Origin of the sequence: Glaciecola punicea ACAM 611 (assembly GCF_000252165.1) — a bacterium.
GTDB lineage: Bacteria > Pseudomonadota > Gammaproteobacteria > Enterobacterales > Alteromonadaceae > Glaciecola > Glaciecola punicea.
On sequence record NZ_BAET01000008.1, the window covers coordinates 172,577 to 193,992 of the forward strand.

Below are 21,416 nucleotides of genomic sequence, written 5' to 3' on the forward strand. Positions count from 1 at the left end.
TTGTGATATTATCACAAGTCTCTTTTACGTGAACGAAAACTATACCATGACTTATCAAATTTCATCTATAAAAGCGTTTACCGATAATTATATTTGGGCGCTGCACAACAATACGCATGCTTTGGTGGTTGACCCCGGTGACGCTAAGCCTGTTGTTGCTTTTTTAAAAGCGCATCAGCTTACGTTAGATTGCATTTTAATAACGCATCATCATTTTGATCATACTGGCGGCATTGCTGCATTAACAGCCGCTTTTCCAAAGGCTAAAGTATATGGCCCTAACAATCCGACCATTACAGGCATTAATTACACGCTCCAAGACAGTGACACACTCCACATAAAAGCCTTTGACATTACCTTTACTATCTTGGCGACGCCAGGACACACGCTTGACCATATTGTATACGTACACGAAGACTTCTTGTTTTGTGGCGACACCCTATTTTCAGGCGGCTGCGGTCGAATGTTTGAAGGAACTCCAGACGTGTTTCACACGTCGTTGCAAAAACTAGCCGCCTTACCTAGCCGCACAAAAGTATATTGCACTCACGAATACACCCAAGCCAATTTAGCGTTTGCGCTCAGCGTTGATGGCACCAACAGCGAATTAAACCGCTATTCAAAATGGGTAAACGCTCAACGACAACAAAATAAAATTACCTTACCTAGCACAATTGGCAAAGAACGTGAAATTAATCCGTTTCTGCGCTGTCATAGCAACGCTATCAGAAAAACAATTTTTGAAAATTATAGCGAAAATAGCGCTTTGACGACACAAATAGGCACCTTTGCTAAATTACGAGAATTAAAAGACAATTTTTAATGTAATGTAAACCCAGTCTAAGCCTGTCAGTTTTCAACCTTATTAGTGAAAAAGGAAGTTATGAAGTTTATATTGCCTGTTGGTCTTGTTATCGCGCTTAGCGCTTGCTCTGTTAACCCTCTAGTGATTGAAAAAGAATACGAGGACGTCCAAGACACTATTGGTGAAGTGAACGAACTTATTATCGACAATCTGCTGCCTTGTTCCGGTGAGCTTAATTCTTCAGATCAAAATGCAGGCCATTTACAAGACTGTGAAACCCAGTCAGACGGTGTTATAAAAGTGATTCATCTCACGCAAGAAGTTGACATAGCGCTTGAGCAGCCAGATCCGATCGATCCTAATACGCTGAATGATCTGTGGGAAAAAATTCAATATCAAATGACGTTGCCAATTCCCCAAAATCAGCCCAGATTAGACGCTCAAAAAAATTGGTATTTGCGCCATCCCGCCTATATGCAAAGAGTGTCAAAACGCGCCCGTCCCTTTCTTTACCACATTACCCAACGACTTGAACAAGAAAACATGCCCATGGAGTTGGCTCTATTGCCCATCGTTGAAAGTGCCTTTGACCCTTTTGCTTATTCGCACGGCAGAGCATCGGGCATGTGGCAATTTATTCCCAGTACAGGCAAGCGTTTTGGCATGAAACAAACGTGGTGGTATGACGGACGCCGCGATGTAATAGCATCTACTGAAGGGGCTATAAAGTACCTGCGCTACCTAAACGATATGTTTGACGGTGATTGGCTGCACGCATTAGCCGCCTACAACAGTGGTGAAGGCAGAGTAATGCGTGCCATCAAGAAAAACAAGCGCGCAGGCAAACCAACCGACTTTTGGTCGCTTGACTTACCCCGAGAAACCCGTGCTTATGTGCCTAAATTGCTTGCATTGGCCGATATTTTAAAGAGTCAGGACGAATATAATTTTAGCTGGCCCAAAATTGCTAATGCACCCGTTGTAGAAATCGTTGATGTGAGCTCACAAATAGATTTAGCGGTAGCGGCACGCATGGCTAATTTGACAATTGCCGAACTGCAAGCACTAAACCCAGGATACAACCGCTGGGCAACCGACCCCGACGGCCCTCACCGCCTATTATTGCCCATAGACAAGGCCGAATCTTTTACTGCCATGCTGGCACAAACAAGCAGCAAGGACAGGCTGAACTGGGTGCGCCATAAAGTTAAAAGTGGTGAAAGTTTAGGGCTTATTGCACGCAAATATTCCACCAGCGTAAGCGTCATAAAACAGGTAAACAACTTAAAATCTAACATGATCGTGGCAAATAACTATATATTGATCCCCGTGTCGCTAAAAGACTTGGATGCTTATAGCCTGTCGGCAGATCAGCGATTGGTAAAAACGCAGTCAATCAAACGCGCTAATCATAAAATAGAACATACAGTTAACCGCGGTGACACCCTTTGGGACCTTGCAGTAGCGCACAAGGTAGGCGTAAGAGAGTTAGCAAAATGGAACAAAATGGCGCCAACTGACACCTTAAAAGTGGGCGCAAACTTGGTGATTTGGACAGACGACATTGCCATACCAGACGCCAATTCTCCGGTTATGCGAAATCTTGTGTATACCGTACGCTCTGGGGATTCTTTAGCGCTTATAGCAAGTCGCTTCAAGGTAAGAATCGCTGATATCGCGCAGTGGAATAACCTAGAAGGTGAAAAATATTTACAACCAGGACAGAAATTGAAGATTCGAGTAGATGTTAAGCGAACCTAAAGTATGAACACTACACAAATAAAAAGGGCCTATACACCCCTTTTTATTTGTGTCGCATACAGTACTAGGCCTTACGCCAAGTAGTCCCTGTTTTACTTTCCTCTAGAATAACACCCAAAGCGCTTAATTCATCGCGTATAGCATCAGCGGATGCCCAATTTTTATCGGTTCTGGCTTGAATACGCTTGGCAATGAGGGCTTCAATTTGCGCTGTAAGATCTTGACTAAGATCCCCCTGCAGAAACTGTTCAGGTTCGTTTTCTAGTATGCCTAATATTTTCCCCAAGTGTCGCAAAGCCCCTGCGGTATCTTTAGCCTCATCACTGTTGCTGTCTAGCTTGTTTAGATCTTTTACAATATCAAAGAGCACCGCTACGGCAACTGGCATATTAAAGTCGTCGTTCATAGCCGCTTCAAATTTCGCTAAATATCCACCGTATGACATCTCAACGTCTACGTTAGCTTTAACGTCACGCAAGGAAGTATAAAACCTTTCTAAACTAGCACGCGCTTGATCTATATTCTCTTGAGAATAGCTAAGCTGACTGCGGTAGTGCGCCGACATTAAGAAAAAACGAAGAGTTTCTGCATCATGTTTTTCAAGCACGCTGCGTAAGGTGAAAAAATTATCCAAAGACTTAGACATTTTTTCATTGTTAATTTGCACCATACCTGTGTGCATCCACGTGTTTACATACGGCGTATCATAGGCGCAGCAAGACTGCGCAACTTCGTTTTCATGGTGGGGAAAAATCAAATCAGAACCGCCACCGTGAATATCAAAGTGTTCACCCAAATGCTTGTGGTTCATGGCCGAACACTCAATATGCCAGCCTGGACGACCCTCACCCCAAGGTGAAGCCCATGATATTTCACCTTCTTTCACCCCTTTCCACAGAATAAAGTCGAGCGGATCATGTTTATCACTTGTGGTTTGTACTCGAATACCTGAAACCAATTGGGAAAGGTCTTGTTTGCTTAGTTTGCCATAGCCTTCATACGCATTGACCTTAAACAGCACGTCACCGGTAGATGACTGGTAGGCATAACCTTTGTCGATTAAGCGCTCTATTACCGTAATAATTTCAGGCATGTGCGTAGTAACGCGAGGTTCGACATCTGGTTTAAGAAGATTCAGGGCGGCGAAATCTGCGTGCATTTCTGTAATAGTGCGCTGCGTTAACTCACCCGGCGTTTCATTATTTTGCTGCGCCCTTTGAATAATCTTGTCGTCAACGTCTGTTATGTTTCGTACATACTTTACCTCAAAACCAAGGTGTCTAAGATATCTAAGCACAATATCAAAACTCAAATAGGTGCGCGCGTGACCCATATGACAAAGGTCATATACGGTAATTCCACATACATACAGCCCTACTTTATTTTTAACGATAGGCGTGAAAGGCTGTTTTTCTTTAGATAGGGTATTGTAAATTTGCAGCATAAATTATAGGGCTTAATTAAACTCTGGTGCGTAAAAAGATGCATAGAATTCTAGCATTTTGCTAGCCATATAGGCTACTATTTGTATGGTATAGTTATTCAACTCACATATAGATATAAAAGGAAAACAAGATGGTTTTGTTAAAAACAAACTTTGGCGATATTAAAATCAAATTATTTGAAAAAGAAGCACCCAATACAGTCGCCAATTTTAAAGAGCATGTAGAAGAAGGATTTTACGACGGGACTATCTTTCATCGAGTGATTAGCTCTTTCATGATCCAAGGCGGCGGGTTTGAGCCAGGACTGAGTCAGAAAAAAACTAAATCGTCTATCGAAAACGAAGCAAACAACGGCCTAAGCAATAAAGAAGGCACCTTGGCAATGGCTCGTACTAATGATCCTCATTCAGCGACTTGTCAGTTTTTTATCAACGTGAAAAACAATGATTTTTTAGATTTTAGTGCTGCTAATTCACAAGGCTATGGCTACTGCGTATTCGCTGAAGTAGTGGAAGGCATGGATATTGTTGAAAAGATAAAGAACGTTGAAACCGGTAACTCTGGCATGCACGGCGATGTGCCGCTAGAAGACGTCGTTATTGAATCGGCGACCCTGCAGTCATAAGCAGCGATTATGTCGAAAACGCTGTTTATCTCTGATTTACATTTAAGCGCTGAGCGAAGTGATATCGCTCAGTGCTTTTTTAATTTCATGGAACACGAAGCGCCAGGCTGCGATGCCCTGTATATTCTAGGTGACTTGTTTGAAGTGTGGATTGGCGATGATCACAACACGCCTTTTTCGCAACAGGTCGCTCAAGCGATAGCGAAGGTAGCTAACAGCACAGAGGTGTTTTTTATACACGGAAATAGAGATTTTGCCGTGCGCCAAGGCTTTGCCAAGCGCTGCAATATGAAGCTGCTGCCAGAGCAGTTCGTGATTGATTTATATGGGCGTAAAACGCTTATATCCCACGGTGATGAACTGTGTACCAAAGACATTGAGTACATGAAGTTTCGTAAGAAAGCGCGCGGATGGTGGTGGCCTAAATTGATGTTAGCGATACCGCTTCGCCTGCGCATAAAAATGGCGCACAAGGGCCGAAAAATAAGTAAAAAAAATCAGCTGACCTTAAGCGAAGAAATAATGGATGTCACGCAGTCAGAGGTGGAATCAGCCATGCTGCACTTTGATGTTAAGTTGTTTATTCACGGGCATACCCATCGCCCAAACATACACAATTTCACGCTTAATTATCAAGCCGTGCAGCGCATTGTGTTAGGCGATTGGTATAGCCAAGGCAGTATTTTGATCGCCAACGCTGATTCGCTGTCTTTAGAAACTCGCCGCTTTTAAGCTCTGCTCAGCGCTGTTAATTGCTGCACATGGAACACCACTGTGAAACTTGAAATCTGAGTCGTGCGTGCTGATAAGCTCAGCTTCTCTTTCACCAAAAAACGCTATTCTGGGGGCAATATCTATTTGTGCAATATCGGTGGCCAAGGTTAAATAATCTTGATAATGACGCGCTTCTGAGCGTAACAAACTGGTATAAAACTCACCAAGTTTAGGATCTAAATGCGGCGCTATTTTGGCAAAACGCTCACATGAGCGCGCCTCTATATAAGCACCACAAATTAACTTGTCAATTAACGCGTCGGGCTCGTGGGTTTTGCAGTGCGTCAGTAAGCCTTTTGCATAGCGACTAGAACTGATGTTTGTATATTCAATAGCATAAATATCCATCATTTCTAGTACTTGATAAAAGTGATGCAGCTCTTCTTTTATCAACAGCACCATTTTATCAATGAGGTTTTGGCTGTAGGGTGAATCACTTTTCGCCATCATCGACTTATTTAATTTGCACTTAGGTAAGTCTTGCCAATTACCCTCTTGGCGATAAGTAAATTTTTCGTAAGGCGCCAACCACTCCAGCAGTGCTTTTGCGCTGGTAGCGTCTACAGCATAGCGGCGAATGAGAAACATCGCACTTTGCGCTGCCTTTAGCTCGCATACTAGATGGTCGTTCAAAAGCGTAGGTAAATTAGCCGGCTTTACAGCCTCATCTACCCAACTTTGTGGTGTGGCGCAGTGCAAGAAATGCTTTATAGGGTGTAATATTGTATCCAAACCAAGATAGCCTTATAAAAAAGATATGGCATAAACATAGCCAAGAAAATAATCAGTGTACTACCTAAAATTATAGCATAAAAAGTGCTGAGCTCAATCGTCACTTCTATGCTATCAAATACATTGCAATATATAAATATCGCTTAGTGCATAGCGTTTTACTGATAAACAAATTGTTATCTTGTGAGGCATTAAGACGTGCATTGAGCATTACGACTTTTCACGATATTATCGGCCTATAACTTGTGCCTCGCTGAATCTTATTGATAGAGATTCGCTAATTGATTTGGCCATTAAAAGAGAATTTATGAAAATACTATTAACGGGCATTATTTTAATGTCTTTTTGTTTTACCACACTTGCTCAAGTTTCGCCGCAGTGGGTGCGTTATCCCGCTATTTCACCCAATGGTGAGAGTATTGCATTCACCTATAAAGGCGACATATATAGTGTTGCTTCAACTGGCGGTGAAGCAACACGCTTAACTTTTCATAAGGCTCATGATTTTAAACCTGTTTGGAGCAAAGACGGTCAACAATTAGCCTTCGCCTCTGACCGTTTTGGCAATTTCGATGTGTTTGTTATGGATGCTTTAGGCGGCAAAGCCAAAAGACTTACGTTTCACTCCAGCGATGAGCAACCGCATACTTTCACGCACGATAAAAAAATATTGTTTAAAGGCCAGCGCATGGACAGTGTTGAGCATAGGCAATATCCAACGTCACGACAGTTCGAGCTTTACAGCGTGCCAGTAAACGGCGGCCGTGTTGATCAGTTTTTAAGCCTAGCGCTAGAAGATGTTCAAATTAACAACGCCGGTGATCAAATTATTTACCATGATCCCCGGCAGCACACCAACGCCATTAGAGATTAGCATTCGTACCCAAGACGTCGAAAACAGCGAAGAAATGGTCAGTATCAACGGCGACATCTCCGATATGGCAGTATCTCCAAATGGCAGAGAAATAGCCTTTATCTCAAACGGTGAAGTGTTTGTATCGTCAAGCGACGGTGCGTTTACCAAGCAAATTACCAATACCGCCTCACAAGAAAACTTCATAAGCTTTTCGCCCGACGGTGACTACCTGCTATATGCTGCCCAGCGCAATAACAAATGGAGTATTTTCAAAGCCAGTAAAAAACGTGAGGAAGAACCGTTTTTCTTCGCAGCCACTTTAATTAACGAGCAAATCTTGGTCAGTAACAAGGCCGATAATTACCAACCACGTATTTCACCAGACGGCTCAAAATTGGCGTTTATTGAAGACAGACGCACCTTAAAAATAATGGATTTAAACACCTTAGAAACGGTTGTATTAGTTACGCCCGAACACATGATACACATGCGCGATGGCGACCAAACCTTTAGCTGGAGCCCAGACAGCGAATGGATTTTATTTGAATACCGCAAACTATTGAATAATGCTGACATCGCCATGGTCCACGTGACGGGCGAACAAGACATGAGGGTAGTTATTCCCAGCGGCTATTATGATGCCCAGCCTAAATGGGTAAATCAAGGCAAGCAAATAATATGGTTTAGTAATCGCAATGGTTTGAAAAGCTATGCTACCAGTGGACGTTCACAAAATGATGTGTACACCCTTTTCTTAAACCAAGTCGATTGGGATAAATTCAACTTAAGTGAAGATGACTACGCCTTGCAAACGGCTATAGAAGAGGCCGCACAAGAAAAACTCGACAAAGAAAAAGCTAATACTGATATTGATAATAACGACGCTTCCAGCGATGATAAAAATATTGAAAGTGAAGAACTCGACTTTGAACCAATTACAATTGAGTGGGACGATCTAAACGATAGAGTCAGTAAGCTGACCATACACTCCTCTTTTTTAGCCGATGCCGTGCTTAACAAAGACGCGACCAAACTTTACTATTTATCGCGTTTTGAAGACGAATTCGATTTATGGGAAACCGATTTACGCACCCAAGAAACTGCCAAGACCATTAGTTTAAATACGCCAAACGGCAGCCTAATGTGGGGCCCAAATATGGAAAATTTGTATTTACTAAGCGATGGGCACATTAGCAAACTGCTTATAGACGAAGGTAACAGCGAGAGGGTTTTTATTAATGGTGAAGTTCTCATTGACCGCGATGCCTTGCGCCAGCATTCATTCGACCATGTGTGGCTGCGCACCGCGAAAATATTTTATGAACCCACTTTTCATGGCACTGATTGGCCCCTAATGCGAAGCGAATATAAACCTAAGGTTGCTCATGTTAGCAACACACATGAGTTCACCGAATTACTCAGTGAAATGCTGGGTGAATTGAATGTATCTCACGCTGGCGCAGGTATACGAGGTGGCAATGAAACCGGTGACAGCACAGCTTCATTGGGAATATTTTATGACTACAAACACCAAGGTGATGGCGTTAAAATTACAGAAGTTATTAACGGCGGTCCTTTAGACAAAGCTAGATTTAATGTACAAGCAGGCATGCTTATTGTCAAAATTGATGGTGAAACAATTACCAATAGTCTCGACTGGCCTATGTTGCTTAATCGTAAAGCAGGCAAATTTACACTACTTGACATACTCGATAGTGCCACAGGCAAAAGCAAGCAAGTAACGGTTAAGCCTATTTCAGGCTCGCAAGAGTCTGACCTTTTATATGAACGCTTCGTTAAAATAAATGAGCAAGAAGTATTAGCAAAAAGTGATGGAAGACTCGGTTACGTGCATATTCCAGGGATGGGCGATGGCCCATATCGCGATATATACGACGATATGATGGGTCGATTTTTTGATAAAGAAGCCATGATTATAGACACGCGCTTTAACAGCGGCGGTGATCTAGTTGCCGATTTAGCCATGTTCTTTACTGGCGAATCTTTTTTAACCTACGCTATTGAAGGCAAAGTGGTAGGCGGGGAGCCTACATCTCGGTATACCAAACCTGTTGTTTCGCTGTTTAACGAATCAATGTATAGCGATGGACATTGCTACGCCAGTGGTTTTACCGACTTAAAATTAGGCAAATCAGTCGGCATGCCAGTACCGGGCACCTGCAGTTTTGCAGGATGGGAAAGTTTACCCATGGGCGGCTATTGGGGTGTAGTGCCGATAAGCGCCAAAAACCAAAAGGGAGAATGGCTAGAAAACAATCAAACCGCACCTGATATTGAAGTTAAAAATGCGCCAGGCATGATTGACAAAGGCCGCGATCAGCAGTTAGAGCATGCTATTAAGCAGATGCTTGAAGACTTTTAGCGCGGTGCGCCAAAAGCCGAACGCGATAAGTAAAATGCACATAAAATAGCGGGTAGTTGTAGGCGATTTTTATTTCATCCTTTACACTACCTCCAATATAGGACGCTGCAAGTTTTGCGATTATATGAGATGTATAGGCACTAATAGCAAAGCAAGGCTTTTCATTTAGGAAACTCTACATAAGTCGGACAAGCAGACACTGGGTTTTTATTGATATAATAGGTATTTATGGATAGTTCTGCTGGAAAATTAGTTGTTGGCGCATTAGAAAAATGTGATTTGCCCGATTTAGGCATCTCTAATTTAGTCATGCGTGTAGACACCGGCGCCGCGACGTCTTCACTACATGTAGAAAATGTCGAAGAATATGAAAAAGGCGGGAAATCGTGGATTAGCTTCGACATCCACCCCGATGTGTACAATGTAGCAAAAATAACCCGACATTCAAGCGTTGTCAAAGCAAGACGCAAAGTCAGAAGCTCGTCCGAGACACTCGAACACCGATACGTCATCGCAACCACGCTAGCGATAGGTGAACATAAGTGGCCAATAAGGATCAATCTCACCGATAGAACAGAAATGACCTATCTAATGCTACTTGGTCGCCAAGCAATGGCGAATAAAATATTAGTTGATCCTAGCCAAGAGTTTTTAGTCTCGGATTCGTAATAGTTAAACTTGCGTTAAACTGCTTGCAAAAACTGCGCGTGAAACACGATATGCTCTTCAATAAAACTGCTAATAAAATAGTAACTATGGTCATAGCCAGGGCGCATATTTAATTGGATAGTATAGTCGTTTATCAAAGCCGCTTTGAGCAAGCTCTCTGGTTTTAATTCACTCTTTAAAAAACTATCGTCTGCGCCTTGGTCAATCAAAATAGGCGTTTTTATATTTGCTTTTTTGATCAGATGTGAAGCGTCATACATCGTCCATGTGTCGGTGTTATCTCCTAGATAATGCGTGAATGCTTTTATTCCCCATGGACATTCAACGGGGTTACAAATGGGACTAAAGGCTGAAATAGAAGTAAAGACTTCGGGGTTTCTCAAACCAATGGTTAATGCGCCATGCCCGCCCATTGAATGACCACTGATCGCTTTTTTACTGCTTACCGCAAAGCTAGCTTCCACCGCAGGGATAAGCTCTTTAAGAATATAGTCATACATCTGGTAGTTGCGATCAAATGGTGGCTGTGTCGCATTAAGATAAAAGCCTGCGCCTAAGCCAAAATCATAAGCTTTATCAGGATCATCAGGCACGTCCTCTCCACGTGGACTGGTGTCGGGCGCAACAATAGCAATGCCCAATTGCGCCGCCATTTTGAGCGCCCCTGCTTTTTGCATAAAGTTTTCATCGGTACAACTTAAACCTGACAGCCAATAAATAACGGGCACATTCTCAAGCTTACCTTCAATACCAGCACCGGTAGCATGGGGCGGTAAATAAATAGCAAAGCGCATATCGCAGTTATTATGCTGTGAATAATGGCTGTATTGGCTAAGCGTGCCGTTAAAAGCTAAGGTTTGCGATACCCTCTTTAGCTCTTCGATTTGTTTGCTTGTTGATGATTCATTGGACATATTACTGACTCACTTTAGGGCTATCACCAAAATGTATAACGCTGCGTATGCTTTTACCTGCATGCATTAGCTCAAATGCTTCATTAATGTGCTCAAGTGACATGTTATGGGTGATAAAGTCGTCTAGCTTTATGTCCCCTTTTAAATATTTTTCAACGTAATCAGGAAGCTCTGTGCGCCCTTTTACGCCGCCAAAAGCAGAACCACGCCAAACTCTGCCCGTGACCAGTTGAAATGGCCGTGTACTAATTTCTTGACCAGCGCCGGCCACACCTATAATAACTGACTCCCCCCAACCCTTATGGCAACATTCTAAAGCGCTGCGCATAACGTTTACGTTTCCAATACATTCGAATGAAAAGTCTACGCCGCCGTCAGTAAGCTCAACAATGACGTCTTGAATCGGTTTGTCGTAATCTTTTGGGTTGATGCAGTGCGTCGCGCCAAGCTTCTTGGCCAATGCAAATTTACTTTCATTTATGTCCACGGCAATAATAGTGCCTGCTTTAGCCATAACGGCGCCAATAATAGCCGACAAACCAATCCCGCCTAGACCAAATATAGCAACACTGTTTCCGGGCTGTACTTTAGCGGTATTCATGACCGCACCAATACCCGTGGTCACACCACAGCCAAACAAGCATACTTCGTCAAGAGCGGCTTTCTTGTTTACCTTGGCTAAGGAAATTTCAGGTAATACGGTATATTCAGAAAAGGTTGAACACCCCATATAATGAAACAGTGGTTTGCCGTCTTTATAAAAGCGGCTAGTACCGTCAGGCATTAAGCCTTTACCTTGGGTTTCACGAATTTTTTGACACAGATTGGTTTTACCGGATAAGCAGAATTTACATTCACGGCATTCTGGCGTGTATAAAGGGATAACATGATCCCCTACCGACACTGAGGTAACACCTTCGCCAATTTGTTCAACTACACCACCGCCTTCGTGTCCTAGCACTACTGGGAATAAGCCCTCTGGGTCTTCGCCTGATAGTGTAAAAGCGTCGGTATGGCAAACACCTGTTGCGATTATTTTTACTAATACTTCACCAGCTTTAGGCAGCATTACGTCTATTTCTTCAATACTCAGTGGCTGATTAGCTGCCCATGCTACCGCTGCTTTGGATTTAATAAATTGTGACATGTGTCGTCCTTATGTGTGAATAAAGTTTTGCGTGAAATAAAAAGCAAAGCTGAATAAAAGTACACGTCAAAGGTGCTTAAATACCAATTAGCTTGAAACAAGTCAAAACCATCAGTGTAAGAACCAAGTATCTTTGCAGCAAAGCTTAGTCGTCAATATTATACATCTCTAAATTACTTAGCTCAGCCTGAACGGTAGGACTACTTTTACCTGCTTCACCACGCGCTTTGTCGATGCCTTCTAAGTACTCATGATCTATATCGCCGGTTACATAATCGCCGTCAAACACAGAAGTTTCGAATCGACTAATGGCGGGGTTTTCTTCTTTAACGGCGCCTATTAAGTCACAAATGTCCTGAAATATTAAACCGTCTGCTTTTATCAAGTCTCGTATTTGCGGTATCTCGCGACCATAAGCAATAAGTTCGTTTGCCGATGGCATATCAATGCCGTAAACATTAGGAAAACGAATTTCAGGCGCAGCGGAGGCAAAGTATACTTTTTTCGCGCCCGACTCTCGTGCCATTTCAATGATTTGCTCTGAGGTTGTGCCGCGCACGATTGAGTCGTCAACTAGTAACACGCTCTTGTCTTTAAATTCAGATTTAATCGCATTTAGCTTACGGCGAACCGACTTTCTGCGTTGAACTTGACCCGGCATAATGAAGGTACGACCAATATAGCGGTTCTTCACGAAGCCCTGTCTATAGGGTTTTTCAAGCGTGTTAGCAATTTGAAGAGCCACGTCCATAGACGTTTCGGGAATTGGAATAACCACGTCTATGTCTATATCAGCCCATTCACGTTTAATCTTTTCACCCAACCTTTTGCCCATATTAACACGCGAGGCGTACACTGAAATGCCATCAATAAAAGAATCGGGCCGTGCAAAATATACAAATTCAAAAATACACGGGTTTAAAGACGCTTTTGGTGCACATAGTTTGGTAAATAACTGACCTTGTTCGGTAACATAAATTGCCTCGCCTGGGGCTACATCACGCACAAATTCAAAGCCAGCTGCGTCAATCGCTACGCTTTCAGATGCCACCATGTATTCATCTCCAAGAAGGGTGGCGCGTTTGCCTAGCACCAAAGGGCGAATGCCGTTTGGATCTCTAAACGCCACCATGCCATAGCCTATTATGGCAGCAACTGCGGCGTAAGCACCTTTTACTTTACTATGCGAAATTTCAACGGCTTTGAAAATGTCCTCGGCGGTAACCTCTAACTCACTAGTTTGGGTAAGCGCGTGGGCAAAAATATTTAATAATATCTCTGAGTCTGATGTCGTATTAATATGGCGGCGGGCCACCCGAAACACTTCGTCTTGTAATTCATGCGCGTTGGTCAAATTACCATTGTGAGCAAAAGCAATACCAAAAGGGGAATTTACGTAAAAAGGCTGCGCTTCTGCAGAGCTCGAAGAGCCTGCTGTTGGATAGCGCACATGTCCAATACCCACGTTACCACTTAGGCGTTTCATATGGCGGGTATGAAATACATCGCGCACCAGTCCGTTGTCTTTGCGCAGATGAAACATATTGTTTTCTATGGTCATTATGCCTGCAGCATCTTGGCCTCTGTGTTGCAATACAATGAGCGAATCATAAATTAACTGATTAACTGAATCTTTACCGACTATACCTACAATGCCGCACATATTTAACTTCCTGTGATTGAATTAAACATTATTCACCTGATAAAAACTTGAGCGCTCTTTCATAAATTCAAAGAACCACTCTATAATAATGCCAAACTCGGGCACCAGCATCGAAGACGTCCACCACCCTGCTTGAGCAAACGTTGTAAAAGTGTCAATAGCAAACAACAGAGCACTCACAATTAGCACACCACGCAGCGCACCAAACACCATGCCTAGGGCGCGATCAGTGCCGCCAAGACCCGTGACTCTAACCAATTGAGAGATTACATAGTTTATGAGCGCGCCAACAATTAGCGTGCCTGTGAATAAAATACCAATGGCGGTGGCGTTTCGAAGTGTAGGTTCATTTATTTGGTTTAGGAGTTCTGCTAACTGAGGATAAAAAGTACGGGCAACGAAAAAGGCGGCTATCCAAATAAAGAGAGATATCGCCTCTTTAACAAAACCGCGCACTAAGCTAATAAGCGTTGAAAACGCAATAATGCTTATGATCGTGAAATCAAACCAGTTCATGGGCTGTCTTTATCCTGTAAAAAGGTGTTGCTTTAGCCTTTTTGAGTGGAGCGCACTATAGCAAAGATTCGCAAAAGTAACTACCCAGCGTTTACTTCAAATGGGGTAATTCTGCCCTTTAATTTTGTTATTTCTGTTAGATGGGGAAGCGCCAATTCCAACTTTTCTTTGTCAAGCTCAGGGCCGACAAATACTTTGGTTAGTTTACCCATTGACGTCATTACCGGACGGCTATAGGCGCGATATCCGGCAACATTTAACTTTCTGAGTAAGTCCTTAACATTTTTTTCATGCCTAAAACTGCCCAATTGCACAACCCAACCAGAGTCTTTTATATCTATTTGAGAAAATTCGTCGCCTTGCTCAGAAGGACCTAAGGGGTTTGCGCCTGCAGACGCAGCGATATCGACGATAGTTTGTTTCTCACCTTGAGCAAGTTGTCCATTGGTACTGTCTTTAAGATTAACGGGCGTTTTCGCACTGCCTATTTCGGGATCATCTACGGGGTACTCGTCAATTACTTCAATAGCCTGATTTAACTGCGCTTGTAAACTGTTTGTATCAAACTCAGCGGTGTTTTGGACTTGCACAAGCTCTGCAACTGGCGGTATGTCAACAAACTCTTGTTTGCTAATACGCTTTTCGCCGTCTAAAAATTCTGGCACGAGTATTACCACCAATGCCACCACAATGATGGTACCCACTAATCTGTTTTGAAGTGCACTTGTCATTGGATTTCGTTTGCCTTGTAAATAAGAAAGCCGTTAAAATTAACGTTTGTAGTCTAACAATGCCTGCATAAAATTTGAAGCCAATATAAATGAGCCGACTACCAAAATGATATCGCCGGTTTGACATTCTTGAACACAGCGCTTAAGCGCTGTGGGTACATCATTAAAGGTTTCCGATTTTTTATTGAGTGAGTGCAGTGCTTTTTGCAATCTATCTGCTTTTTCACCCCGCGGTGCGGGCAAGTCAACACAATACCACTGCGCATTTACACTGATGAGTTGTTCTATCGTTGCCTCAATATTTTTATCCTTTAGCATACCTATAAGGATGTGACACTGATTAAACTGTTTTTGCTGCAAACGCCACAGCAAATATTTAGCAGAGTCTTCATTGTGTGCGACGTCTAAAATTATATACGGTGATTGACTGACTACTTCGAAGCGCCCAGGCACGTTAACTTTATTAATTAACGCTTCAAGTGTTTTATGCTGCAATAATAAGGGTTCCGAGTGTGCAAAAAATTGCGCGATAAAGTGCAGTGTCGCAATTGCGGTCATCACATTTTGCGCTGGAATTTGAGTATGCTGCAGTGAGAAATGTTCAAGGGTGTTGTCCACCCTAATCCAGCCTGTGCTAAGCGAGGAAGCGACTGCGCTTGATTTACTTTGGATTAAACCAAAATCTTGCTCGCACAACAAGGTGTGAATAGAAAATTGCGTCAGGATTTTGCCAACGCTGTCCTGCATACTACTATAGCCAATGACCACTCTTTGGGCAGGCTTTATAATACCGGCTTTCTCCCCAGCAATAGCGTCTAAGGTATTGCCTAAATATGACTGATGGTCAAACCCGATACTGGTAATTACGCCAATGTTGGCGTCAATAATATTAGTCGCATCTAACCTTCCCCCTAAGCCAACTTCCAATACACACACATCTACATTTTTCTCAGCAAAAATAAGCAATGCACAAAGAGTCGCGTATTCGAAGTAGCTTAACGAAATTGTTTCAACACTATCATTATTGTGGCTTTTTAAGCCGCTCGCCGCTTCATAAATTTTAGTAAAAGCAGCGCACAGTGTGGCATCGTCAACGTCAAGCCCGCCTATTCTTATTCTTTCGTTAAATAAGGAAATATGAGGAGATGCATATACACCCACAGTCTTTTCGGCATGCAAACAAGCTTGTTCTATAAAACGACAGGTTGTGCCTTTACCGTTAGTGCCAGCAACGGTCACTACGCAGCGAGCGGCAAAATCAAGAGACAGCCTCTTAAAGACCTTTTGCACGCGCTCAAGGCCCATATCAATTACTTGCGTGTGCGCGCTCTCGATATATTCAAGCCAGTCATGCAAGCTACGCGTGTTATCCACTATTTAACCCTATTGGGCAGGAGGCAGTTCAATCGCTTCCTCTGGTTTATCAACAAGGTTCATATGATGCAATTTAGACAACAAACTGTATATTTTATCGCGCATTTGGCGTCTATCTACAATCATGTCTATCGCGCCTTTTTCTAACAAAAACTCGCTGCGTTGAAAACCTGGAGGCAGCTTTTCTCTCACTGTTTGTTCTATTACTCGCGGACCAGCAAAACCAATAAGCGCTTTTGGCTCACCAATGTTTATGTCGCCTAACATAGCTAAACTAGCAGAAACACCGCCCATAGTCGGGTCAGTCAACACCGATATATACGGCAGACCTTGTTTACTCAATTTGGCCAGCGCTGCGCTGGTTTTTGCCATTTGCATTAACGATAGTAAGGCTTCCTGCATCCTGGCACCGCCGCTGGTAGAAAAACAGACAAACGGACAGTTATTTTCTAATGCCGCATTAACGCCCGCGACAAACTTGGCGCCCACGACAGAAGCCATAGAGCCACCCATAAAGGCAAATTCAAAACTAGCGACCACAATGGGCATTCCGTTTAAACTGCCTTTCATGACCACTAACGCGTCTTTTTCGTTTGTGGCTTTTTGCGCCGCGCTTATTCGGTCCTTATATCGCTTCGAGTCTTTAAACTTTAATATATCTTGCGGCTCAAGCTCACTGGCTATTTCTTGTCTATCTTTTGGGTCAAGGAAACTATTCAAGCGGCCGCGCGCGGTTATACGCATGTGATGGTCACATTTAGGACACACTTCCTGCTGTTTTTCTAATTCAGTTTTGTATAACACCGCGTTACAAGCCGCACACTTTGTCCAAATACCTTCTGGTACATTTCCTTTGGCGCCACTTTGTGTCTTTGGCAGTATTCTTTCAATCCAGCTCATAAAGCATTCCTGTTGTTTTCGTTTTTCATGTCGAATTTATAAATGAGTGCAAAACAACCCCGCATGCGTTTACACGCGAGGCCTACTTAAGCGTTATCCAGCTAATATAACCAAATTAAACCACAAAATTGAAGTATTCTAAATGTTTAAGTGCTTTAAAGTGTTGCGCTTGAGCGTATATTTTGTTGTTTTGTGCAATTAGTAGTAACTTGACGCTTGATTGAAGCACTAACAATCTGGCAAAAACAAAGGGCCAACATTGGTTCTAGGCAGTGCAAAACGGCTGTCGTAGTCTACTTGCACCAGATACAAACCGTTTGGTTTAGCGGTAGTCGACGCCTGACTTCTATCTTTAAGCGCAAGTAAATCAGCAATATAGCTAATGGGTTTTTCGCCGCTGCCTACGTCTAATAAAGCACCCACAATGTTCCTCACCATGTGATGCAAAAAAGCGTTCGCTTTTACATCCACAATAACAAACTGCTGCAGTCGATATACCTGTATATGGTGCATTAATCTTATTGGGGTTTTGCTTTGGCAATGAGCGGCGCGGTAAGAAGTGAAATCATGCTTACCAACTAAACCTTGTGCGGCTTGGTGCATAAGCGCTGCGTCAATTTTCTTAAATACGTGCGTCACTCCGGCGTTGAATACGCCGGAACGCAGCGCACTGTTGTAAATTACGTAACGATAGCGCCTCGCGGTAGCACTAAAGCGCGCATGAAAGTCATCGTCTACCGATTTAGCCCAAGTAATTGCCACGTTTTTGGGTAAAGTAGTATTCATGCCGCGTGTGTAAGCTTTTAATGGTCTGGTAACAGGCGCATCAAAATGCACTACTTGCGCGGTAGCATGCACCCCAGCGTCGGTTCTGCCAGCGCAGCTAACCGAGACCTCTTGCCTGAGGATCTTAGCGAGTGAATCTTCTACGCGAGACTGCACCGAGTCGACGCTTAATTGGCGCTGCCAACCGCTGTAGTCGGCGCCCATGTATTCTATTCCAAGTGCAACTCGCCCCGGATGAATAATAACACCGTCGTCTTGCGCCCCTAAAAAGGTCATTTTTGCAATCACTACCTATTTTGTGATTGATTTCGGCGGCTACGCTGCCCCACCGCTTTATTTTGCTTGTGCTTTCTAACGCTGCGGCGCATACGGCTTAATTTTGTATGGTCGAGGTTTTCAGCGACATGCATTTTTGTTTCAGTTTCCAGCGGCAGCTGCACCATTTTGCGAAGCGCATTCACATTGAGAATATCAAGTTCTACCCAAGCGCCTTGGGGCAGGCGCTTGAACAACTCTAAGTTACCATAGCGCACGCGCATTAATCGACTCACCTGCACACCTTGAGATTCCCATAGGCGTCTAACTTCACGGTTTCTGCCTTCAGAAAGAGTCACGTTAAACCACCGATTGTTACTTTCAGGATCGCCTGGCCTTACGTGAATATGATTAAACTTTGCCGAACCGTCTTCTAGCTCAACGCCCTGCGACAGTATGCGCAGCATTTTGGGTGTCACTTCTCCGAATATTCTTACCGCGTATTCACGCTCTACTTCATGACTTGGGTGCATGAGTCTATTGGCAAGCTCACCGTCGTTGGTAAACAACAGCAACCCACTGGTGTTTATATCTAGTCTACCCACGGTTATCCAGCGTTCGCCGGTCAATTTAGGCAGGCGTTCAAATACGGTAGGCCTGCCTTCAGGGTCAACCCTAGCACACAGTTCGCCCTCAGGCTTGTTGTACATCAGCACCCTACAAGGAGACTTTTCTTTTGAGCGTGTTATTAAGTGACCGTCAACTCTTATTTGAACACTCACTTCTACTCTATCGCCTAAAGTGGCTTTGGTTCCATTAATCGAAATACGACCTTCTTGGATCCATCTTTCCATTTCACGACGTGAACCTAAACCATTGTTCGCTAGTACTTTCTGCAGCTTCTCAGATGCGTTTTTATTGTCACTCATTAGTGTGTATTTGCCTTGCTAGGTGTATTTATCGTGTTTACTTCATCAAGCACTGATTGCGAGCCAGATTCATTGTTTTTCGCCAATGCTTCAGCCTGCGGTGCGTGTTCTTCAATGTCTATGGTCACTGTGCTAGAGGCCTGCATAGCCGCCTCAATATTTTCGGCAAATACCTCAGCCGACGGCAGTTCTGTTAACGAAGTTAGTGCGAAATAGTCGAGAAAAGTAGCGGTGGTGGCTAACAGTGACGGCCTTCCCGGTACTTCTTTATGTCCTACTACTTTAATCCACCGGCGTTCGCTTAGTGAGCGAATAATATTGCTACTCACTGCCACCCCTCGAATATCTTCTATTTCGCCTCGAGTGATGGGTTGTTTATATGCAATAAGCGCTAAGGTTTCTAGCATAGCGCGCGAATACTTAGGCGCCGTTTCTTGCCAAAGCTTGCTCAACAGCCGGCCTAGGCCAGTATCTGACTGAAACCGGAAGCCGCTAGCCACTTTAATAAGCTTGATGCCTCTTGGTGCGTAGTCTAATTCAAGCTCTTTTAGCGACTTGTTAAGCTGCGATGAAGACACTGCTAATTCACTCAGAATAGTACAGCGCATTTTGTCGATGCTCAAGGGACTTTCATTCACAAAAATCGCGGCTTCTAGCAATTGCTTTAGTTGACTGTTGCTAATCTTGCTCATAGGTGCCTAGTTTAACATGAAGATCGCCAAATGGTTCACCTTGCTCAAAAACTATCAAAGATTCTTTTACCAGTTCAAGAATGGCGATAAAGGTGACAACTATGCCTGCCCTGCCTTCGTTAATACTGAGCAATTCGCTAAGTGCTATGTAAGTATGACTATTGAGCTTGTGCAGTACCATACTCATGCGTTCACGCGTCGACAACACTTCTCGTGCAATGTGATGATGGCTATAAGCATTAGCGCGCTTTATTGCCCCTAAAAACGCCATTGTTAGTTCTTGCAATTGTACTTGCGGCACATTTTTTATGGGCTGCACGTTATCGCTTGTATCAGCACTGGCAACAAAAAAATCACGTTTTAAGCGCACAGAATTATCAAGTTCAAACGCCGCGGCTTTTATCTGTCCGTATTGTTTGAGGCGGCGCACAAGTTCGGCGCGTGGATCATCTTCATCGTCATTCACACTGTCGTGTTTAGGCAATAACAGGCGTGATTTAATTTCTGCCAGCATAGCAGCCATCACTAAATATTCTCCCGCAAGCTCTAACTTTACCGTTGTCATTACCTCTACATATTCCATATATTGACGCGTTACCTGCAGCACCGGCAGTTCAATAATATCGAATTTTTGCTTGCGGATTAAATACAGCAGTAAATCGAGCGGTCCCTCAAAGGTGTCTAAAATTAATTCCAGAGCGTCAGGAGGGATATATAAATCTTCAGGCTTATTAATGAAAGCCTCGCCATTAATAAAGGCGAGCGCTAGGGGCTGCTGCTCAGTTATTTTCGATTTGTCTTTTGAACCGTTCATAGGTATTTCAAAATTGCCTATTCAAACTGCGAAGGATCACCACTGCCACGGCGTATTATGGTTGTTTCACCTTCTGACATGTCGATTACAGTTGTGGGTTGTTCTCCTAAATAACCGCCGTGCACAATCAATCCAATGCGTTTTTCTAGTTTGTCTCTTATTTGCTCAGGATCGGTTTCTGCCATTGCAGCGTTGGGCAAAATTAGTGTGGTAGACATAAGCGGCTCGCCTAACTCTTCTAATATAGCAAGTGCAATGGCATTGTTAGGCACGCGAATTCCAATGGTTTTACGTTTTGGATTTTGTAATCTTTTCGGGACTTCTTTGGTGGCCTTTAAAATAAAAGTATAGGGCCCAGGAGTATTGTTCTTTATTTGCCTGAAAGCGACGTTATTCACGCGTGCATATATGGATAGTTCTGACATATCGCGACACATTAAGGTGAAGTTATGCTCTTTAGGAATGTCCCTAATAGTGCAGATTTGGTCAAGGGCCTTTTTGTTTTCCATTTGACAACCAATGGCATAACCTGAATCAGTCGGATACACAATGACCTCGCCCTTTTTAATCAGCTCGCAGGTTTGCTTGATTAATCGCACTTGAGGATTGTCAGGGTGAATATAAAAAAACTGGCTCATAAATTCT

Annotated in this window: 21 protein-coding genes; 7 read left to right on the top strand and 14 right to left on the bottom strand. The window is 43.4% G+C overall.

The window, feature by feature from the left end; genetic code table 11:
- Positions 1-46 precede the first annotated feature (46 nt).
- Positions 47-823 carry a hydroxyacylglutathione hydrolase gene (gene gloB, locus GPUN_RS05295; RefSeq protein ID WP_006004193.1) on the top strand — a complete coding sequence of 259 codons (777 nt, stop codon included), beginning with the start codon at positions 47-49 and terminating at the stop codon, positions 821-823.
- Positions 824-883: 60 nt separating this feature from the next.
- Positions 884-2,566 carry a lytic transglycosylase gene (locus GPUN_RS05300; RefSeq protein WP_006004194.1) on the top strand — a complete coding sequence of 561 codons (1,683 nt, stop codon included), beginning with the start codon at positions 884-886 and terminating at the stop codon, positions 2,564-2,566.
- Positions 2,567-2,630: 64 nt separating this feature from the next.
- Here the strand turns inward: GPUN_RS05300 and cysS are convergent, their stop codons facing one another.
- On the bottom strand, positions 2,631-4,010 hold the full coding sequence (gene cysS, locus GPUN_RS05305) for a cysteine--tRNA ligase (protein WP_006004195.1): 1,380 nt from the start codon (positions 4,008-4,010) through the stop codon (positions 2,631-2,633).
- A 131-nt stretch (positions 4,011-4,141) separates the two neighbouring features.
- Between cysS and GPUN_RS05310 the strand changes: the two genes are divergently transcribed.
- Both GPUN_RS05310 and GPUN_RS05315 read left to right on the top strand, forming a co-directional pair.
- Positions 4,142-4,636: a peptidylprolyl isomerase gene (locus GPUN_RS05310; RefSeq protein WP_006004196.1), complete on the top strand. Its 495-nt coding sequence runs from the start codon at positions 4,142-4,144 to the stop codon at positions 4,634-4,636.
- Between the two features lie 9 nt (positions 4,637-4,645).
- Positions 4,646-5,368 carry a UDP-2,3-diacylglucosamine diphosphatase gene (locus GPUN_RS05315; protein WP_006004197.1) on the top strand — a complete coding sequence of 241 codons (723 nt, stop codon included), beginning with the start codon at positions 4,646-4,648 and terminating at the stop codon, positions 5,366-5,368.
- Here the strand turns inward: GPUN_RS05315 and miaE are convergent.
- Positions 5,348-6,142, bottom strand: coding sequence for a tRNA isopentenyl-2-thiomethyl-A-37 hydroxylase MiaE (gene miaE / locus GPUN_RS05320; protein WP_006004198.1), 795 nt, complete (start codon positions 6,140-6,142; stop codon positions 5,348-5,350). The genes GPUN_RS05315 and miaE overlap by 21 nt on opposite strands.
- A 307-nt stretch (positions 6,143-6,449) precedes the next feature.
- On the opposite strand from miaE, the gene GPUN_RS14525 reads away from it, so the two are divergent.
- The 3 genes from GPUN_RS14525 (at position 6,450) to GPUN_RS05330 (ending at position 10,050) form a co-directional block, all read left to right on the top strand.
- Positions 6,450-7,016, top strand: coding sequence for a PD40 domain-containing protein (locus tag GPUN_RS14525; RefSeq protein WP_202946219.1), 567 nt, complete (start codon positions 6,450-6,452; stop codon positions 7,014-7,016).
- Positions 6,940-9,381: a S41 family peptidase gene (locus tag GPUN_RS05325; RefSeq protein WP_202946220.1), complete on the top strand. Its 2,442-nt coding sequence runs from the start codon at positions 6,940-6,942 to the stop codon at positions 9,379-9,381. Before GPUN_RS14525 ends, GPUN_RS05325 begins: the two co-directional genes overlap by 77 nt.
- Before the next feature lie 228 nt (positions 9,382-9,609).
- Complete coding sequence (locus tag GPUN_RS05330) at positions 9,610-10,050, top strand: ATP-dependent zinc protease family protein (protein WP_006004199.1); 441 nt, start codon at positions 9,610-9,612, stop codon at positions 10,048-10,050.
- A 14-nt stretch (positions 10,051-10,064) separates the two neighbouring features.
- Here the strand turns inward: GPUN_RS05330 and fghA are convergent, their stop codons facing one another.
- The 12 genes from fghA to GPUN_RS05390 all read right to left on the bottom strand — a co-directional run bounded on the left by fghA (position 10,065) and on the right by GPUN_RS05390 (position 21,409).
- A complete protein-coding gene (gene fghA, locus GPUN_RS05335) occupies positions 10,065-10,964 on the bottom strand; it encodes an S-formylglutathione hydrolase (RefSeq protein WP_006004200.1) in 900 nt (299 codons plus the stop codon).
- Between the two features lies 1 nt (position 10,965).
- A complete protein-coding gene (locus GPUN_RS05340; RefSeq protein ID WP_006004201.1) occupies positions 10,966-12,111 on the bottom strand; it encodes an S-(hydroxymethyl)glutathione dehydrogenase/class III alcohol dehydrogenase in 1,146 nt (381 codons plus the stop codon).
- Positions 12,112-12,256: 145 nt separating this feature from the next.
- Complete coding sequence (gene purF, locus GPUN_RS05345; RefSeq protein WP_006004202.1) at positions 12,257-13,774, bottom strand: amidophosphoribosyltransferase; 1,518 nt, start codon at positions 13,772-13,774, stop codon at positions 12,257-12,259.
- A 21-nt stretch (positions 13,775-13,795) separates the two neighbouring features.
- A complete protein-coding gene (locus GPUN_RS05350; protein ID WP_006004203.1) occupies positions 13,796-14,290 on the bottom strand; it encodes a CvpA family protein in 495 nt (164 codons plus the stop codon).
- 80 nt (positions 14,291-14,370) lie between these two features.
- Complete coding sequence (locus tag GPUN_RS05355) at positions 14,371-15,021, bottom strand: SPOR domain-containing protein (RefSeq protein WP_006004204.1); 651 nt, start codon at positions 15,019-15,021, stop codon at positions 14,371-14,373.
- A 39-nt stretch (positions 15,022-15,060) separates the two neighbouring features.
- Positions 15,061-16,395: a bifunctional folylpolyglutamate synthase/dihydrofolate synthase gene (locus tag GPUN_RS05360; protein ID WP_006004205.1), complete on the bottom strand. Its 1,335-nt coding sequence runs from the start codon at positions 16,393-16,395 to the stop codon at positions 15,061-15,063.
- Between the two features lie 9 nt (positions 16,396-16,404).
- Positions 16,405-17,295 (bottom strand): acetyl-CoA carboxylase, carboxyltransferase subunit beta, encoded by an 891-nt coding sequence (gene accD, locus GPUN_RS05365; protein ID WP_006004206.1) that lies wholly within the window; start codon positions 17,293-17,295, stop codon positions 16,405-16,407.
- Between the two features lie 228 nt (positions 17,296-17,523).
- Positions 17,524-18,357, bottom strand: a complete 834-nt coding sequence (truA, locus tag GPUN_RS05370; protein ID WP_006004208.1) for a tRNA pseudouridine(38-40) synthase TruA — start codon at positions 18,355-18,357, stop codon at positions 17,524-17,526.
- Positions 18,358-18,368: 11 nt separating this feature from the next.
- Positions 18,369-19,265, bottom strand: a complete 897-nt coding sequence (rluB, locus tag GPUN_RS05375) for a 23S rRNA pseudouridine(2605) synthase RluB (RefSeq protein ID WP_006004209.1) — start codon at positions 19,263-19,265, stop codon at positions 18,369-18,371.
- Positions 19,265-19,957, bottom strand: a complete 693-nt coding sequence (scpB, locus tag GPUN_RS05380) for an SMC-Scp complex subunit ScpB (protein ID WP_006004210.1) — start codon at positions 19,955-19,957, stop codon at positions 19,265-19,267. The genes rluB and scpB overlap by 1 nt, the downstream gene beginning before the upstream one ends.
- The gene (locus tag GPUN_RS05385) at positions 19,944-20,771 is read right to left on the bottom strand and encodes a segregation and condensation protein A (RefSeq protein ID WP_006004212.1); all 828 of its coding nucleotides are present in this window, start codon (positions 20,769-20,771) and stop codon (positions 19,944-19,946) included. The genes scpB and GPUN_RS05385 overlap by 14 nt, the downstream gene beginning before the upstream one ends.
- Positions 20,772-20,788: 17 nt before the next feature.
- Positions 20,789-21,409 (bottom strand): L-threonylcarbamoyladenylate synthase, encoded by a 621-nt coding sequence (locus GPUN_RS05390; protein ID WP_006004213.1) that lies wholly within the window; start codon positions 21,407-21,409, stop codon positions 20,789-20,791.
- Between the last annotated feature and the right edge of the window lie 7 nt (positions 21,410-21,416).

What these genes read in the sequence shown, in the direction of transcription:
- gloB (WP_006004193.1), top strand. Translation starts at nt 47, where the DNA reads ATGACTTATCAAATTTCATCTATAAAAGCGTTTACCGATAATTATATT.
- GPUN_RS05355 (WP_006004204.1), bottom strand. Translation starts at nt 15,021, where the DNA reads ATGACAAGTGCACTTCAAAACAGATTAGTGGGTACCATCATTGTGGTG.
- GPUN_RS05325 (WP_202946220.1), top strand. Translation starts at nt 6,940, where the DNA reads ATGTTCAAATTAACAACGCCGGTGATCAAATTATTTACCATGATCCCC.
- GPUN_RS05310 (WP_006004196.1), top strand. Translation starts at nt 4,142, where the DNA reads ATGGTTTTGTTAAAAACAAACTTTGGCGATATTAAAATCAAATTATTT.
- GPUN_RS14525 (WP_202946219.1), top strand. Translation starts at nt 6,450, where the DNA reads ATGAAAATACTATTAACGGGCATTATTTTAATGTCTTTTTGTTTTACC.
- GPUN_RS05390 (WP_006004213.1), bottom strand. Translation starts at nt 21,409, where the DNA reads ATGAGCCAGTTTTTTTATATTCACCCTGACAATCCTCAAGTGCGATTA.
- GPUN_RS05350 (WP_006004203.1), bottom strand. Translation starts at nt 14,290, where the DNA reads ATGAACTGGTTTGATTTCACGATCATAAGCATTATTGCGTTTTCAACG.
- scpB (WP_006004210.1), bottom strand. Translation starts at nt 19,957, where the DNA reads ATGAGCAAGATTAGCAACAGTCAACTAAAGCAATTGCTAGAAGCCGCG.
- truA (WP_006004208.1), bottom strand. Translation starts at nt 18,357, where the DNA reads ATGACCTTTTTAGGGGCGCAAGACGACGGTGTTATTATTCATCCGGGG.
- purF (WP_006004202.1), bottom strand. Translation starts at nt 13,774, where the DNA reads ATGTGCGGCATTGTAGGTATAGTCGGTAAAGATTCAGTTAATCAGTTA.
- GPUN_RS05330 (WP_006004199.1), top strand. Translation starts at nt 9,610, where the DNA reads ATGGATAGTTCTGCTGGAAAATTAGTTGTTGGCGCATTAGAAAAATGT.
- rluB (WP_006004209.1), bottom strand. Translation starts at nt 19,265, where the DNA reads ATGAGTGACAATAAAAACGCATCTGAGAAGCTGCAGAAAGTACTAGCG.
- GPUN_RS05385 (WP_006004212.1), bottom strand. Translation starts at nt 20,771, where the DNA reads ATGAACGGTTCAAAAGACAAATCGAAAATAACTGAGCAGCAGCCCCTA.
- fghA (WP_006004200.1), bottom strand. Translation starts at nt 10,964, where the DNA reads ATGTCCAATGAATCATCAACAAGCAAACAAATCGAAGAGCTAAAGAGG.
- GPUN_RS05315 (WP_006004197.1), top strand. Translation starts at nt 4,646, where the DNA reads ATGTCGAAAACGCTGTTTATCTCTGATTTACATTTAAGCGCTGAGCGA.
- accD (WP_006004206.1), bottom strand. Translation starts at nt 17,295, where the DNA reads ATGAGCTGGATTGAAAGAATACTGCCAAAGACACAAAGTGGCGCCAAA.
- GPUN_RS05300 (WP_006004194.1), top strand. Translation starts at nt 884, where the DNA reads ATGAAGTTTATATTGCCTGTTGGTCTTGTTATCGCGCTTAGCGCTTGC.
- GPUN_RS05340 (WP_006004201.1), bottom strand. Translation starts at nt 12,111, where the DNA reads ATGTCACAATTTATTAAATCCAAAGCAGCGGTAGCATGGGCAGCTAAT.
- cysS (WP_006004195.1), bottom strand. Translation starts at nt 4,010, where the DNA reads ATGCTGCAAATTTACAATACCCTATCTAAAGAAAAACAGCCTTTCACG.